This window comes from Streptomyces sp. NPDC059866, from assembly GCF_042731325.1.
Classification (GTDB): Bacteria; Actinomycetota; Actinomycetes; order Streptomycetales; family Streptomycetaceae; genus Streptomyces; species Streptomyces flavusporus.
Genome location: NZ_JBHWJT010000031.1, coordinates 1 through 14,648, shown reverse-complemented (window position 1 = coordinate 14,648; position 14,648 = coordinate 1). Strand labels below are relative to the sequence as shown.

The following is a 14,648-nucleotide window of genomic DNA, read 5'->3' as shown; positions in this document are numbered from 1 at the left end:
TGCGAAGGACCGGTGCCTGGCAGCGCCCGGTCCTCCGTACGCGGCTCAAGTCATGTTCCAGAGAAGGAGGAGCCCCATGTGGGGCCACCCCAGACGCACCGTCACCGCCGCGTTCGCTGCGGCCTGCGCGCTGCTCACGGGAGCCGGGGCCACCGGGTGCAGTGGGCTCCAGTCGGGCGCGTCCGACGCCGAGTTGACGGTGTCGGCGACCACCGCGATCATCGCCGACCTGGTCGAACAGGTCGGCGGCGACCGCGTGGACGTCACGTCGATCGTGCCGCACCACGGCGACCCGCACTCCTACGAGCCGAGCCCCGGCGACGCGGCCAAGGTCGCCCGGGCCGACATCGTGTTCAGCAACGGGCTGCTGCTCGAAGAGCCCGGGATCATGAAGATGGTCCACACCAACGCTCCCAAGTCCGCGCCGAAGATCGGGATCGCCGAGAAGCTGGAGCAGTACGGCGGCACGGTCACGAAGCTGGAGGAGGACCTCGGCCTCGACGTCCTCTGGCTCGGCTGGGCCGTCGAGGGCGAGGTCGACGGCGACGGCTCCCAAGTCCGTACCACCGCCACGAAGCTGGAGGGACCGGGCGAGCTGCGGGTGTACCTCACCGACACCCTCGGCAAGCCCAAGGTGTACCTCGACTCGGCCGACGGCTTCGACGAATCCGACTCCTTCGCCCTGCCACCGGAGGCGCATACCCACGTCAACTGGGCGTTCAGCAAGCCCGGCACGTACAAGCTCACCGTCGAGGGGCGCACCGAGCCCCTCGACGGGACATCCGAGGAGATCGGCAGCGGTACCTTCACCTTCACCGTCGGCGACGCGGCCGAGGCACCCGAGGGTGCCACCGTGCTCGACGGCGGGCACGCGGACGTCGCACTCAACGCCGAGACCGGCAAGGTGTACGTACGAGCCGACGAAGAGGGCAGCGGCACACGGACAAACCTCGCGCCCGAGGACGTCGTGCTCAACGTGCCCGACCGGGCAAAGGAGTCCGTGCCGAAGGAAGAGGCGTACGGCTTCCTCGGCGAGGCGGGCGACGACCTGTGGGTGCTCCCCCAGGCTGTCATCGGCAAGCACGTACACGGCGACATGGACCCGCACGCCTGGGCGGACGTAGCCAACGCCGAAGCGTACGTCCGCCGCATCGAGGCCGAGCTGATCAAGGCCGACCCGGACGGCAAGGCGACGTACGAGAAGAACGCCAAGGCATATCTCGAGACGCTCGGGGCGCTGGACCAGGAGGTCGCGAAGAAGCTGGCGACCGTCCCGGAGCACAACCGCAAGCTGATCACCACGCACGACGCCTTCGGCTACCTCGCCAAGGCGTACGGCATGGAGGTGGCCGGCTTCGTCGTGCCCGTGCCCAACCGGGAGCCGAGCGCCGCCCAGATCGAGGAACTCGGCAACACCATCCGCGAGAAGAAGGTCCCGTCCGTGTTCCTGGAGCCGAACCTCGCGGCCCGCTCGGACGTGCTGCGCCGGGTCGCCCAGGACCAGGGGGTCGGGGTCTGCACGATCTACGGCGACTCGTTCGACGACCAGGTCCACGACTACGTATCGATGATGCGGCACAACGCGAACGAACTCACGAAGTGCCTTGGGGAGGAGGCCTGATGACGGGCACACGGAAGGTACGGATCGCTGTCGCCGTGGCGCTCGCGGCGACGCTGTCCGGGGGTGGCACCGCCCTCGCGGAAGACGGCGAGGCGCGGCCCGGGCTCGGGCAGATCGCCTACGCCGACGGAGTGCTGAGCCTCGACACGGTGGAGGACGCCGCGGACACCCACGTGATCGCGATCAACGACGCCCGGCCGGCCTTCGAGGCTCCAGCACCCGGGTGGGACACCACGGGAATCGCGGAGGGCGCCCTTGCCGGGGACAGCGTGCGATGGTCACTGACCGGGGTCGACGGGCCGGGCGAGGTCAAGGTGTACGCGGAGGCCGACGACGCCGAGGACGCACTGCTGTTCGACAGCGCGGACGCCCTGCCCGATCAGTACGAGGTGCCGGTGGGCGAACAGGGCGGCACCCGCTGGGAGTTCAGCGCCGAAGGGTCGTACCAGGTCATCTTCTCCGCCGAGGCCACCAGCCTCGATGGGCGGAAGCTGTCCGCCGGGACCGTGTACACGGTGCTGGTCGGGGACGAGGCGATCGCCCAAGCGGCGCAGGACGAGGAAGTACCCGCCCAGGAGCCCCCCGCGGTCGAGGAGGTTCCGTCGGCGGAGGCCGCTGCCCCGGCGCGGACTCTCATCGCACCCGTGGAGCAGGCCCGCAGGACCGTCTCCGCCGTCACGGCCTCCGACGTCGTCTCGACGACGAAGGTCCTCGACGAGGGCCACGTCGACTTCGCCGCGCGTGTCGTCGACAACAAGCTCCAGATCCACATCAAGGACGGCACGGTCTCCGGCAAGACCACCTGGCGCGAACCCTCCTCTGTCGTCCTGCACGTCAAGCCCGCGGCCAAGAACACCCTCCCGGACGGCGATGACTTCGCGTTCCTCGGCGAGGCCGGCGACCCGGTGTGGCTGCTCGACCAGGTGCAGCAGGAGGGCCTGCTGTGGCCCGGATGGTCGACGGACAACATCAAGGCCGGGGCCACCAAGGGCGGGGTGACGTTCTCGCTGACCAAGGCGGAAGGGCCCGGTGCGTACGCGCTCTACACCTACGACGCCATGTCCGGCGCGAACGTGCTGTTCAACAGCAAGGACGGGGTACCGGACTCCTTCGACGTGGCCGCGAACACGCACGCGCACGGCGGGTGGGCCTTCACCAAGGAGGGCACCTACCGGCTGACGTTCAAGATGAGTGGCAAGCTCGCCGACGGGACGACGGTCAGCGATACGGAGACCGTGGCGTTCGTGGTCGGCGACGGGGATCCGTCCGGTGTGAAGCCCGGTGACGGCGGGTCCGGCCGCGGGTCCTCGTCCGGATCGGGCGACAACCCATCCGACTCCGGTTCGGGATCCGGCTCCGGCTCCGGCTCCGGGGGCGACTCGTCCACGGACGGCGGCGCCTCGGACGCCGACGGCTCCATGGCCTCCACCGGCGCCGGGAACACGGCACTGCTGAGCGGGGCCGCAGCCGCACTCGCCGCACTCGGTACGGGCTTCGTCGTCGCCACGCGCCTGCGCCTCGGCCGTACCGCAGGAAGGAACCCCGCGTGAACCGCGCCGAGCAGTCGCCACTGCTCCAAGTCCAGGAGGTGGACGTGGCGCTCGGCGGCCGCCCCGCCGTCGAGCGCGCCCAACTGTCGCTGAATTGCGGGGAACTGCTGGGCCTCCTCGGTCCGAACGGCGCGGGCAAGACCACCCTGCTGCGCGCGGTACTCGGCCTGGTCCCGCTCGCCGGCGGCGACGTGCTGATCGACGGGCTGCCACCGGCCCGGGCCCGCCACCTCATCGGATACGTGCCACAACGCCACGAATTCGCCTGGGACTTTCCCATCGACATCACAGGGGCCGTGCTGTCCGGACGCACCCGTTCCATGGGCTGGCTGCGCCGGCCCCGGCCGACCGACCGGGCCGCAGTCGACGAGGCGCTGGAACTGGTCGGCCTCGCCGAGCTGCGTCGGCGCCCCATCGGGGAGCTGTCGGGCGGGCAGCGGCAGCGGGTCCTGGTGGCCCGCGCCCTGGCGACCGAACCCCGACTGCTGCTCCTGGACGAGCCGTTCACCGGTGTGGACGTCCCCACCCAGGAACTGCTGAACGACCTCTTCGGCCGACTGGCCGCCGACGGCAGGGCCCTGCTGATGACGACCCACGATCTGGCGGCCGCCGCCCGCACCTGCACGCGCGTGGCTCTACTCAACCGCACGGTCGTCGCCGAGGGCGGCCCCGAGTTGCTGGCCGACCCGGAGCAGATGCTGCGGGCGTTCGGTCTGGACACGGCGATCGGAGCGGCGGCGTGAGCGTGCTGGAGTTCCTCACAGATCCGTGGCAACTGCCGTTCATGCAGCGGGCGTTCGCCGTCGCGGTCATCACCGGGCTGGTGTGCGGGGTCGTGGGGGTGTACGTCGTGCTGCGCGGGATGGCGTTCATCGGCGAGGCCGTCTCACACTCCGCGTTCCCTGGCGTGGCGCTCGCCTATGCCTTCCAGGGCAACCTGCTGCTTGGCGGGGCGCTCGCCGGGCTGACCACCTCGCTGCTGATTGCGCTGGTGTCGCAGAACCGCCGGCTGAAGGAGGACACCGTCATCGGGGTCTTCTTCTCCTGCGCGTTCGGCCTCGGAATCGTCCTCGTCTCGACGCAGGACAGCTGGTCAACGGACCTGTCGTCGTTCCTGTTCGGGCAGGTGCTCGCGGTCGGCCCGGAGGACGTATGGACGGCTGCCGGCGTCGGCGCGGTCCTGGTGGCGGTCGTCCTGCTGCTGAGCAAGGAACTGGTGGCCGTCAGCCTCGACCGCGAGACCGCACGGGCGGCCGGGCTGCCGGTCATGCGACTCGACCTGATCCTCTACACCGTCGTGACCGCCACCATCGTGATGTCCCTGGAGGCGGTCGGCAACGTCCTCGTCCTCTCCCTCCTCATCACCCCCGCCGCCGCGGCCCGCATGCTCACTGAGCGCCTGTGGGCCATGACCCTGCTCGCGTCACTGATCGGCGGCACGGGCGCGCTCGCCGGACTGTACGTCTCCTACGTCTACGACCTCGCGGCGGGCGGCTCCATCGTCTGCGTCCTGACCGCGCTGTTCGTGGCGGTATGGTGCCTGGCGCCCCGGCACGGCCTGCTGGCGCGGGCCCGGCAGCGCAACCGGGAGCCATGGCGACCGGCCGCCGAGCAGCCGGCCTCGGCGTGACGACTCAGGACTCTTACTAATGGATCCCATTTTCATGTAGCGTCGTGTGGGGCCCACCCACCAAGGAGGGCAACCATGGCGGAACGCGCCGTGCACCTGGGCACCGTCCAGGAAACACTCCTGATCCCCCTGTACGGCCGGGCGGTGGAAAACCGCAAGCCGGAACCCGCCCTGCGCGACCCCCGGGCCGAGGAGATCGTCGCGTCGATCGACTACGACTTCAGCCGCTTCGACAACCAGCCCAGCCTGTTCGGCTCGGTACTGCGCACCAGCCTGTTCGACCACTGGATCGCGGACTTCCTCACCGCCCACCCCACTGGAACGGTGGTGGAGATCGGCACGGGCCTCAACACCCGCTTCGAACGCGTCGACAACGGCCGGGCGCGCTGGTTCGACCTCGACCTGCCCGACGTCATCGACCTGCGCCAGACCTTCTTCAGCGACGCCCCGCGCAGGACGATGGTGACCGGCTCGGTGACGGACGAGGCATGGACCGCCGCGGTCTCCCAGACCGACGGCCCGTACTTCTTCGCCGCCGGCACGTGCAACTGGTCGTGCGCGAGGGCCTGGAGTGCGTCCTGGTCGAGCGGATCTCCGCGCTCGATGCCCCGCGTGTGATGTACCGGGTCGGCGGCCGGATGCCGCTGCATGCCACCGCTCCCGGGCTCGTCCTGCTGGCCTTCGCGCCCGCCCAGGTGCAAGAGGACTTCCTTGCCGCTGACCGGTCGGTCGACGAGGACGAGTTGATGGGAACGGCCGAGGAGCTGCGGTCCCGGCTCGCGGCCATCCGCCGCGACAGATTCGCGGTGTACTCACGCCTCCAGTGGGACACCTTCATGACCGGCGTCTCCGCCCCCATCCGTGACCGGCACCAGACCGTCATTGCCGCCATCTCGGTCATCACCCCCTCCGAGCAGAGCCAACCCTCCGCGCACATCCCCGCCGTGGTCGCCATGGCCCGCGCCATCACCCGCGCCATGAACACCGAAACCGTTGGCGGGCCGTCGCGTACTGCGGCGCCGCCGCATCAGGGGGCCCGCCGCCTCAGGTAACCCCTCTACTGCCAGGGCCCTGAAGCGCACGAAGTCAGTGATCTGGAGTGTCAGTCCCGGGCATAGCGCCAACGTCAACTTCGGATCAGGTTCCTCGACTGTCAGCAGTGGATCGGTGAGCACGCCGAGCAGTTCCAGCGGCGCTGACCAGTCTCAGCGGAACGCGGCGACATTGCGGGCGGCCCAGTCGGCGAACGTGCGCGGGGCGCGGCCGAGGACCCGCTGGACGTCCGGGCTGACGCGCAACTCGGCCGGGCTCGGGGAACCGAGGATGTCCAGGGTGTCCTCGGCGAGCTCCGCCGGCATGCTCTCGGCCATGGCGGCCTTGGCCTCGTCGCGGGTGAGGTCGTGAAATCGCACGGGCGAGCCCAGCGCGGCGGCGATGGCCTCCGCCTGCTGGCGCGGCGTGATTACCTCCGGGCCGGTCAGCTCGTACACGCCGCCGGAGTGCCGTTCATCCAGCAGGCAGACCGCCGCGGTCTCGGCGATGTCCGCCGGGTCGATGATCGGCACCCCGACGTCGCCGAAGGGTGCGGCGACGACCCGCCGCGCGCGGATGGACTCGGCCCACCACAGGGCGTTGGAGGCGAAGCCGCCCGGCCGCAGGATGGACCAGTCCAGGCCGGACTCCCGCAGAACGTCCTCCAGCGCGCGCATCGCGATTCGCGTGGGGCCGAAGGGCCTGGTCGCCACGCCCTGCGTGGAGAGCAGGACGACCCGGCGGACCCCGCTGGCCGCGGCTTGGTCGATGACGTTGGCCGGGCTGGCCCCGGCGGCGTGCATGTCGCCGGACAGCAGCAGGAATAGCGCCTTCGCCCCGGCCAGGGCGGGCTCAAGGCCGGCCGGCTCGGCCAGGTCGGCCGCCACGTGGCGGACGCCGTCCGGCACCGCCGCCGCGTGCCGTGACACCGCGGTCACCTGCTGGCCCGCCTCGGCCAGCGCTCGCGTCAACGGCCGACCCACATTCCCGGTAGCCCCGGTCACCACGATCATGATCAGCTCCTTGTCCGATGTCCTCTGTGGCCTTCACGTTAGGAGCCGGGCTAACTTTTGGTAAGGACATACCCTGAGGTAAGCTCATCACGTGGCGGGAGGCGCGCAGCACATACAGGCCGAGGCCGGGGAGCGGTATGAGGTGTTTCACACTGACTGCCCCGCGCGCGATGTGGTCGGCCACGTGACCAGCAGGTGGGGCGTCTGGGTGTTGATCTCCTTGCGGAGCAACGACCTCCGGTTCTACGAGCTGCGCGAGAGTATCCAGGGCATCAGCGAGAAGATGCTCGCTCAGACCCTGCGCGCGCTGGTTCAAGACGGCTTGGTCTGGCGGGAGGTCGAACCGACGACGCCGCCCCAGGTCACCTACGGGCTGACCGAGTTCGGTCGGGATGTCGGCGAGCCGCTGACGGAGTTGTTCGACCGGATTACACGACGGCTGTCGCCGCGCAACGCGGGATAGGTGGTAGCGGCCGACCATGAAAGCGCATCCAGCCACCGCCCACCGCCCACCCGGCCAAGCCGTGGAGTACACCGACCGCGCCGCCCTCATCCTCGGTTACCTCGCCGAACACCTCTCCGGGCAGAGCCTCGACGCACTCGCCGCCAGCCGGGTCTGCCAGCCCCTGGGGCCGGACAACGTGCACCTGGACGCGCTGATCAAGACCTGCCACGACGCAGGCTGGATCGGCGCCGACGTCGAGCGCCTCCTGAATGAACTCGCCGATTCCCAACCAAAGGCAGCCTGACCAACGTGAACCGGCCTCGCCCCGCGCCCAGCTCGTCAGACGAGTCTGAGCACGGGGCGGCTGTCCGGCATCCCCAGCAGCCCCCGCACGCGAGCCGGTCTCCACGCGAGATCAGCAACCAGCTCGCAGACCAGCGCCACGAGCATCCGGACGGTCCTTCACGTCAGGTCCACCTCGTACGCTCACCGACCAGCCCAGCGCCGCTGTCCAGTCCGTGGGGGTCATTCCGTGACGTCGACGCCGTAGCCTCGGGCCAGGTCGGCCAGGCCGTGGTCGTAGCCCTGCCCGACGGCACGCAGCCGCCAGCCGTCGCCTCGGCGGTAGATCTCGGCGAGAATCATGGTGCGCTCGGTGGTTGCGGCGTCGAGCGTGGCCCGGGCGGTCGAGGCCGCGCCGATCCCGCAAGTGGCGGTGATCTCGACGGCGCCGACGTCGGAGAATGTCGCGGCGCCGTCGATCGCAGCGGCAATGACGACCCGGCGGATTTCCAGGGGCAGACGCTCCAGATCGGCGGTGATGGCCTGCTCAGTCGGGCCGTCCATGGCAAGCCGTACGGTGCCGTCCGGATGCTCAGGTGCGCCGTAGAAGACGAAGTCCTCGTCGCCTGGCACTTGTTCATTCACGTCGAGCGCGAAGGCGACGACGTCGACGTCGCAGGCGGTGTGCTGAGCCCAAGTGGCGGTCACCGTCCAGGCTGCGTCGGTGTCGGGCAGGTCGATGACGGCGCCTTGGACCAGTACCTCTGCCGTGTCCGGCTGGCTCCCAGCCACGCTCTGTGCCGTCTCGGGCGTCGACGCAGGGGTCCCTGCGAGGAGCCAGTCGGCGTCGTGCACGCGCAGACCGAGAGCGGCGATACGACCCATGCGCCGGTCCGCTTCGCCGCCGGCCAGCACCACAATGTCGGTCACGCTGGCCGAGAGGTTGACCGCCGCGGAGGCACCAAGAGCGACGGCGCGAGCCCGTCCCGCCGCGGCCTCCTCATGTGTACCGCCCAGGACCAGGACTCGACGCCCGGCCAGCGACTGGCCTTCCCCGGCAACAGGTGCGGTCGGCGCGGCCGTGCGCTGTGCCGGGACACTCGGCGCGGGCGCGGGCTGTGCGATCGTCGCATCCCCGGGTGTCTCGGCCGCGCGGGGCTGCCTGTCGGTGCCGGCGCGGGCGGTGCCTTTGGCCTGGCCGGGCTGGACGTTCTCCAGCAGTCGTAGGTAGGTCGGCTCGTCCACGAGGGGGACTCCCTCGTCCGCGGCGCGACGCAGTTTGCCAGACGCGGCGCTGGGATCGTTGGTGACGACGACGCTGGTCTGCCCACTGACCGAGGTCATCATGTTCAGCCCGGCCGCCACCGAGCGGGCCACCAGTTCCTCGCGGGAGACCTGGGTGTCCCCGGTGACAGCGACCTTCATGCCCTGCACCAGTGGTCCACCGGGCTCCAGGCGGCCCGGATTGCGGTAGGCGCAGGGCGTCTTGGGAACATAGGGCCTGTAGTCCTGGCGGGGCGGGCAGTCCAGGAGCGGCAGGGGCAGTCCCAGTTGCTCGGCGGCCTCCAGCGAGCCGCGCAGGATGCCGGAGAGTACCCGTACGTCGTCCTGCGCGTCGTGGGCCTGCTCCTGGCGCACGCCGTAGTGCGCGGCCAGGGTGCCCAGCTTGAGATCGGGCGTCGCGGGCCCGACCAGGCGGTTGAGGGCCAGAGTGCACAGGCGTCTGCTGACCGGGACCCAGGAACGGACGCGGGCGAACTCGTGGGCCAGGAAGTCATAGTCGAACTGCGCATTGTGGGCGACCAGAACGCGACTGCTGAGCAGTGCGCCCACCTGCGGCACTATCTCCTCGAAGGTGGGTGCGCCCGCGAGGCGGGCGGGGGTGAGACCGTGGATGTGCACGGGGCCGGGGTCGCAGCCCGGGTTGAGGAGAGTGGAGAACTCTCCTGTCTGCCGGCCGTGTGCGTCCAGCGTGAGCACCGCGAGGGACAGGACACGGTCCCGGCCCGGCCTCAGCCCGGAGGTCTCCACGTCCACCAGCGCCCAGTCGTGAAAGTAGCCGGGCAAGGTGGGCCACTTCGAGTTCGAAGACAGCAAGGCCATATGGGGCTCCCCTCCCGAGCGCGGCAGCGACGCCCCGCCTCTCCGCGGCGACGGCCAACTGGGGGATTTTCGCACGTGAGAGACGCTGTTCGTGGTGGATCCGTCACGGAGGGCCAGCCGCACACCTCCGGGACGGCAATCACCATGCGCCGTCCCTGCGGCCAGTGCTCAGCTCAGGTCATGGGCCTCTCACCGCCTGCCTCCGATGCGGCCAGTTCTCTGCCCCAACGCACCTTGCGCACTTGTGTGCGCCCCAATGCTCCGACCTACGGTGCTCGGCCGGCCGGAGCACGCGGACACCGCAGGGGGACGCATGACAAGAACCGCGCGACAGATCCTCAAGGAACTCAACCTCTCGACGACCGTCCACGTCCGTTCAACACCGGACCTGCTGGAGCACACGGGCAGAGCATCGGTGGCCATCGACACGCAACGACGCGAGAAGGGCCAAGAACCAGGGCGCAGAAAGCCCGACCTACAACCCGTTGCACGAGCCGACTGCGGCCGGACCATAGAGCTGACGCCGTGGCAGGTGCTGCATGCCGTGGCGCGGGGCTACGTGCTGGCAGGCCAAGGAATGGCACGAGGGCTGGCGGAACACTGGCAGAGCCTGAAGTACTGCGAGGCGGTGCACGGCGACCGGGCCGGAGCCATGGAGCTCACGGACAAAGGCCGAACTGCCGAACGCAGATACAAAGCCATGCAATCCCAGGAGTTGAGCATCGGCTTCGGACTCGCCGTGGCGGAGCACATCGCGAAACGGCAGTACCCGGACCACGTGGTATCGGTCGTGGACACGAGCACGGTCCTGCGAGCTGGCTGGGCCCTGGGCGGCTCGGAACGATCGAAGGGCTCACGGCCCCGGCCGGACTACCTCATCGAGGTATGGAAACCCGGCGAGCCGTCGAAGGTCACCTTCGTGGTGTGCAGAGGAAACCACCAGAAGCCCAGCAAGCGAAGCAGCCGATCCCGCAACACCACAGTCCGACAGCTGGTCAGGGCCTCAGAGCTCGCCGAGGGCATGCAGATCGGCCCGTGGAACACAGCGCAGTGCCTCCTGCTCTCCACTGAACTCATGGGACAGGGCGGAGTCGTGGTCAACGTCCTGCAATCCCCCGGTGAAGCGCTCCTGCCCGAGCGCATACCCGGTGCGCCGCGAAGCGCCGATCTTGAGGCTGAGGAAAGGAGCGGTATCCCTTACCCGAACGCGATCCACATACCCGCACGCGAGGGGAAGCGGGCGCGGACCGTCGACGGCTTCCAGGTGTCCGAGGAGGATCTAGCCTGGTTCGGCCAGCTCCTGGCCCGAACCGGGAGCGCCAGCCTGACCGCGTTCGCCGGCGGAGGCCCCAGGACCGCCCAGTACCTGACCAAGGGCCAGGGACGACAGCACTACGACGTGCCCACTTTCGCAGCCACATCCAGCGTCCACGACGCACACATCGTGATCGGCGGCACCAAGTTCGTCGGCACGGATCACGTCTTCCGCATGGAGACCGTGCGAATCGAGGCATTCTCCGGCATGGTCGAGGAGCTGTACGACTTGATCAGCGAGGGGCACGTCGAAGACTACCGACGTGCGGCCTACAAGCTCCGCTCCAACCGGCAGGGCGCGGATGCAGCCAGGCACTGGAATGGCCCGATCTCTTTCCACGAGGACGGAACCGTCATGGCCCTGAGCATCCTGCCGATCCGCAGAAGGCGCCCACTGTAACCAGCCTCCGGCAATCCCGCTGCCCCCAAGTGGCGCACGATCCCCGGTTGGCCAAACCGGGGATCACAGGCAGCACGGCCCGTTCCCTTACCAAGCCTTCGTCGACGTTGAGTAAACGCAAAGCCGCCGAACACTAGGGCCGGACGAGCCGCTCCTCTGGGGAGAATCTGGGGAGTATGGGCGTCTCTGGGGAGCGCGTGGGGAGAATCGACTGCGCAACCAGGCACGAACCTGAAAGGCCACGAAAGAAGGATCTACGCAGATGAAAAGACCGATCCGCCGCGTTGCCGCAGGTCAGGGCCGCCCGGTAGACAACTTCAAGAAGATCTCCTCCTGGGCGGCCATTTTGTTTGCTCCGACGCTGGTCGGGACGATCTACGGGATGAACTTTAAGCACATGCCGGAGTTGCACTGGGTGCTCGGATATCCCTTCGCGATCGCCCTGATGGGGGTCGTTTACACCAGTTTGTATGTCATATTCAAGCGGCGGGATTGGCTCTGAGTAATCATCGCGGAGGGCTGCCCTCCTGAGCACGTGCGACTGGCATCGCAGGCGTGGCCGACGGCCTGAGGCCGCTGGGGAGAATCTGGGGAGAATGAGCCGCGCTCCGTTCGCGGCCACCGTCCTTTCCGTCGCCAAAGGCAGAGACTCCCGGCCCCAATACCGCTTGGGCCAGGGCCTCCGACAGGTGCTCGAAGTCCCTGGGGTTCTGGGCGTTGAGGTTGTATTCCACCCCGCCATGATGGCGCCGTCACCGTCCGGCGAGTGCCCAGAACAGGAACCGCCATCCCGAACGCCGACGCGCTTCATCGTCCCTCACCCCACACATGTCGCGGATCACGTCTTTCCCCAGGTGTCGGTTGCGCCGATGAGTTGCACACGCAACACCGTTCGTACGCGGCTCAACTAATCCGCGTACGACGCGGTGCTTCAAGGGCCTGACGGCACTGCCGAGGGGTAGCTGTCGAGGCCGTGCCCAATCCGTGCCCGTAAGAGCGGACAACCACGGTCAACAAGGTGCGTCTCGGGATGACCCGGGTGCGGACGCGCCGACGACAGCCCCGGTGCCGCCTCGCGCAGTCCCCTGATGGTCCCGCACCACGGGCGGCTGTGGGCGGGCTACGGTGGATGAGATGTGACGAATGAGCCACGAGGGCACGATCGCACCGGGGCGTCCGGTCGGCACCGGAGGGCTCGTGCCTAGCCCGTTGCCCGCGGCCCGGAGGTCCTCCCGATGCCTGCTGCCCCGCGCGAGCCTTCGGTCTTCCTCGGACTGCTGCCCTGGCCGGAACGCGTACAGGTGGCCCGGGCCCTGCGAACGGAGACGGTCGGCGGCCTGGTGCTGCTGATCGCCGCCCTGGTGGCGCTGGTGTGGGCGAACACCCCGTGGCGCGGGAGCTACGAGGCGCTGCGCGACGTCCACTTCGGGGTAGCGGCACTCGGGCTGGATCTGTCGGTGCAGCACTGGACCTCCGACGGACTGCTCACCGTCTTCTTCCTGGTCGCGGGGATCGAGCTCAAACGCGAACTCGTGGCCGGCCAGCTGCGCACCCCAGCCACCGCGGTCCTGCCCATGGTCGCCGCGGTGTGCGGCATGGTGGTGCCCGCGGCGATCTACCTGGCCACGGCCGCTGCCGGTGGCGGCCGTGCCGACGGCTGGGCGGTGCCGATGGCGACCGACATCGCCTTCGCACTCGCGGTCCTCGCCATGCTCAGCACCCACATGCCGACCGCATTGCGGGCCTTCCTGCTCACCCTGGCGGTCGTCGACGACCTGGGCGCGATCCTGGTCATCGCGTTGTTCTTCACCAACCGCCTGAACCCGGCAGCCCTCGGAGGGGCTGTCGGCGGGCTGGTCGTCTTCTACCTTCTGCAACGGTTCAGGGTGCGCGGATGGTGGTGGTACGTGCCCTTGGCTGTGGTCATCTGGGCGCTGATGTACAACGGCGGGGTGCACGCCACCGTGGCCGGGGTGGCGATGGGACTGATCCTTCGCTGCGCCCGCGACCAGGGTACGGGGGAGGACGCCTCGCCCGGGGAGCGCACCGAGCACCTGCTGCGTCCGGTATCAGCCGGTGTCGCCGTCCCCCTGTTCGCCCTGTTCGCCGCCGGGGTGAGCATCTCCGTTCCCGTGCTGGGCCAGGTGTTCACCCGTCCCGAGCCGCTGGGCGTGGTGCTTGGCCTGGTCGTCGGCAAGGCCGTGGGGATCTTCGCGGGAACCTACCTCGCCGCCCGGTACGCCCGGGCCCGGCTCAACCCCGACCTGGCCTGGGCCGACGTCTTCGCCCTCGCGGTTCTCGCCGGAATCGGGTTCACGGTCGCCCTGCTCATCGGCGAGGTCTCCTTCGCTGACCCGGCCTACACCGAGCGGATCAAGGCCGCCGTACTGCTCGGCTCACTGCTCGCCGCCGGCATGGCCGCGCTGCTGGTCAAACGCCGTAACAGCATCTACCGCAGGCTGTGGGAGGCGGAGCACCTCGACGAGGACGCCGACGGCATCCCCGACATCTACCAGCGCGGTACGGGCTGCCCGAGGCGTGCCCAGCGCCGCCGGTGACGGCTGAGGACCGGCAGCCCGCCGCAGGAGACGGCCACACCCGGTGACCGTAGGCGCACACCGCCACCGGCGTGCGGCCCCCGCCGCGCGACTGATGTCCGCCGCGGCGACCGTCGGCGACGCGCGCACGGCCGACCGGCTGATGACCGACGAGGAGGCGACCGGCGACGTCACCGACGCCCGAAGCACGGAGAACGCGTGGGAGACGGACGGCGGGGCCTGAGCACCACCGCCGCACTCCCACCACTGAGCGCGATGGCCCTTGCCCTCGGCCCCAGAGGGGTCGAGGGCCACGGAGATGGCTCACCATGGCAGCGATCCCCGCCATGACCGCGGCCCGGCCGCACTGAGCCGGAACCGCCCTGATCCGCCGGCTCACACTCGCAGTGAGGAACGGCCCGCGGACCTGCGCCACAACGACGCCATGCCGGGGATCGGCCGCCGGAGCCGCGGGGAGCGCCACCGTGATGCCCGTCAGGGATGGAGCAGCCCGGGTTGCCGGCCGGCCACGGCTGCGTGAGCGTAGGTGATCAGAGAGTGACAAGGAAGGGGGATGCGAAATGGTCGGTGCGCTGCGGCAACTGGCGCGACCCGTGTGGCAGGAAGCCGGGCGGCTGACCACGCCCTTGCTGCCTGACGACTTTCTGGCGGTCGTCGATCCCCTGTGGTCGGCCAGGTGGCCGGCGGGCCGGGTGGAGGT

Annotated in this window: 12 protein-coding genes and 2 pseudogenes; 12 read left to right on the top strand and 2 right to left on the bottom strand. The window is 69.6% G+C overall.

What is annotated here, in order from left to right:
* The first annotated feature begins 76 nt into the window (after positions 1-76).
* From ACFV7R_RS36105 to ACFV7R_RS36080, 6 genes are all read left to right on the top strand, one after another.
* Positions 77-1,621: an anchored repeat ABC transporter, substrate-binding protein gene (locus tag ACFV7R_RS36105; RefSeq protein WP_385271441.1), complete on the top strand. Its 1,545-nt coding sequence runs from the start codon at positions 77-79 to the stop codon at positions 1,619-1,621.
* Positions 1,621-3,171, top strand: coding sequence for a TIGR03773 family transporter-associated surface protein (locus tag ACFV7R_RS36100; protein ID WP_385271438.1), 1,551 nt, complete (start codon positions 1,621-1,623; stop codon positions 3,169-3,171). Before ACFV7R_RS36105 ends, ACFV7R_RS36100 begins: the two co-directional genes overlap by 1 nt.
* A complete protein-coding gene (locus tag ACFV7R_RS36095; RefSeq protein ID WP_385271436.1) occupies positions 3,168-3,914 on the top strand; it encodes an anchored repeat-type ABC transporter ATP-binding subunit in 747 nt (248 codons plus the stop codon). The genes ACFV7R_RS36100 and ACFV7R_RS36095 overlap by 4 nt, the downstream gene beginning before the upstream one ends.
* Complete coding sequence (locus tag ACFV7R_RS36090; protein WP_385271433.1) at positions 3,911-4,801, top strand: anchored repeat-type ABC transporter permease subunit; 891 nt, start codon at positions 3,911-3,913, stop codon at positions 4,799-4,801. Before ACFV7R_RS36095 ends, ACFV7R_RS36090 begins: the two co-directional genes overlap by 4 nt.
* A 75-nt stretch (positions 4,802-4,876) precedes the next feature.
* Positions 4,877-5,419, top strand: coding sequence for a class I SAM-dependent methyltransferase (locus tag ACFV7R_RS36085; protein WP_385271430.1), 543 nt, complete (start codon positions 4,877-4,879; stop codon positions 5,417-5,419).
* Positions 5,356-5,853, top strand: coding sequence for an IclR family transcriptional regulator C-terminal domain-containing protein (locus ACFV7R_RS36080; protein WP_385271427.1), 498 nt, complete (start codon positions 5,356-5,358; stop codon positions 5,851-5,853). The genes ACFV7R_RS36085 and ACFV7R_RS36080 overlap by 64 nt, the downstream gene beginning before the upstream one ends.
* A 153-nt stretch (positions 5,854-6,006) precedes the next feature.
* Here ACFV7R_RS36080 and ACFV7R_RS36075 read toward each other — a convergent pair whose 3' ends face one another.
* Complete coding sequence (locus ACFV7R_RS36075; protein WP_385271424.1) at positions 6,007-6,846, bottom strand: SDR family oxidoreductase; 840 nt, start codon at positions 6,844-6,846, stop codon at positions 6,007-6,009.
* Positions 6,847-6,937: 91 nt separating this feature from the next.
* Here ACFV7R_RS36075 and ACFV7R_RS36070 point away from each other — a divergent pair, with 91 nt between their 5' ends.
* Both ACFV7R_RS36070 and ACFV7R_RS36065 read left to right on the top strand, forming a co-directional pair.
* Positions 6,938-7,309: a winged helix-turn-helix transcriptional regulator gene (locus tag ACFV7R_RS36070; RefSeq protein ID WP_385271421.1), complete on the top strand. Its 372-nt coding sequence runs from the start codon at positions 6,938-6,940 to the stop codon at positions 7,307-7,309.
* A gap of 40 nt (positions 7,310-7,349) precedes the next feature.
* A pseudogene (locus ACFV7R_RS36065) lies at positions 7,350-7,478 on the top strand (serine hydrolase); the annotation flags it as partial.
* Between the two features lie 338 nt (positions 7,479-7,816).
* Here the strand turns inward: ACFV7R_RS36065 and ACFV7R_RS36060 are convergent.
* On the bottom strand, positions 7,817-9,676 hold the full coding sequence (locus tag ACFV7R_RS36060) for a TerD family protein (RefSeq protein WP_385271418.1): 1,860 nt from the start codon (positions 9,674-9,676) through the stop codon (positions 7,817-7,819).
* A 313-nt stretch (positions 9,677-9,989) separates the two neighbouring features.
* On the opposite strand from ACFV7R_RS36060, the gene ACFV7R_RS36055 reads away from it, so the two are divergent.
* The 4 genes and pseudogenes from ACFV7R_RS36055 (at position 9,990) to ACFV7R_RS36040 (ending at position 14,171) form a co-directional block, all read left to right on the top strand.
* The gene (locus tag ACFV7R_RS36055; RefSeq protein ID WP_385271415.1) at positions 9,990-11,390 is read left to right on the top strand and encodes a hypothetical protein; all 1,401 of its coding nucleotides are present in this window, start codon (positions 9,990-9,992) and stop codon (positions 11,388-11,390) included.
* A gap of 316 nt (positions 11,391-11,706) precedes the next feature.
* Positions 11,707-11,892, top strand: a pseudogene (locus ACFV7R_RS36050) (CorA family divalent cation transporter); the annotation flags it as partial.
* A gap of 733 nt (positions 11,893-12,625) precedes the next feature.
* On the top strand, positions 12,626-13,948 hold the full coding sequence (gene nhaA / locus ACFV7R_RS36045) for a Na+/H+ antiporter NhaA (protein WP_385271412.1): 1,323 nt from the start codon (positions 12,626-12,628) through the stop codon (positions 13,946-13,948).
* 43 nt (positions 13,949-13,991) lie between these two features.
* On the top strand, positions 13,992-14,171 hold the full coding sequence (locus tag ACFV7R_RS36040; protein WP_385271409.1) for a hypothetical protein: 180 nt from the start codon (positions 13,992-13,994) through the stop codon (positions 14,169-14,171).
* The last annotated feature ends 477 nt before the right edge of the window (positions 14,172-14,648 follow it).

Excerpts from the sequence above, each read along its gene's own strand:
- ACFV7R_RS36055 (WP_385271415.1), top strand. The coding sequence starts at position 9,990 with ATGACAAGAACCGCGCGACAGATCCTCAAGGAACTCAACCTCTCGACG.
- ACFV7R_RS36085 (WP_385271430.1), top strand. The coding sequence starts at position 4,877 with ATGGCGGAACGCGCCGTGCACCTGGGCACCGTCCAGGAAACACTCCTG.
- ACFV7R_RS36100 (WP_385271438.1), top strand. The coding sequence starts at position 1,621 with ATGACGGGCACACGGAAGGTACGGATCGCTGTCGCCGTGGCGCTCGCG.
- ACFV7R_RS36075 (WP_385271424.1), bottom strand. The coding sequence starts at position 6,846 with ATGATCGTGGTGACCGGGGCTACCGGGAATGTGGGTCGGCCGTTGACG.
- ACFV7R_RS36060 (WP_385271418.1), bottom strand. The coding sequence starts at position 9,676 with ATGGCCTTGCTGTCTTCGAACTCGAAGTGGCCCACCTTGCCCGGCTAC.
- nhaA (WP_385271412.1), top strand. The coding sequence starts at position 12,626 with ATGCCTGCTGCCCCGCGCGAGCCTTCGGTCTTCCTCGGACTGCTGCCC.
- ACFV7R_RS36105 (WP_385271441.1), top strand. The coding sequence starts at position 77 with ATGTGGGGCCACCCCAGACGCACCGTCACCGCCGCGTTCGCTGCGGCC.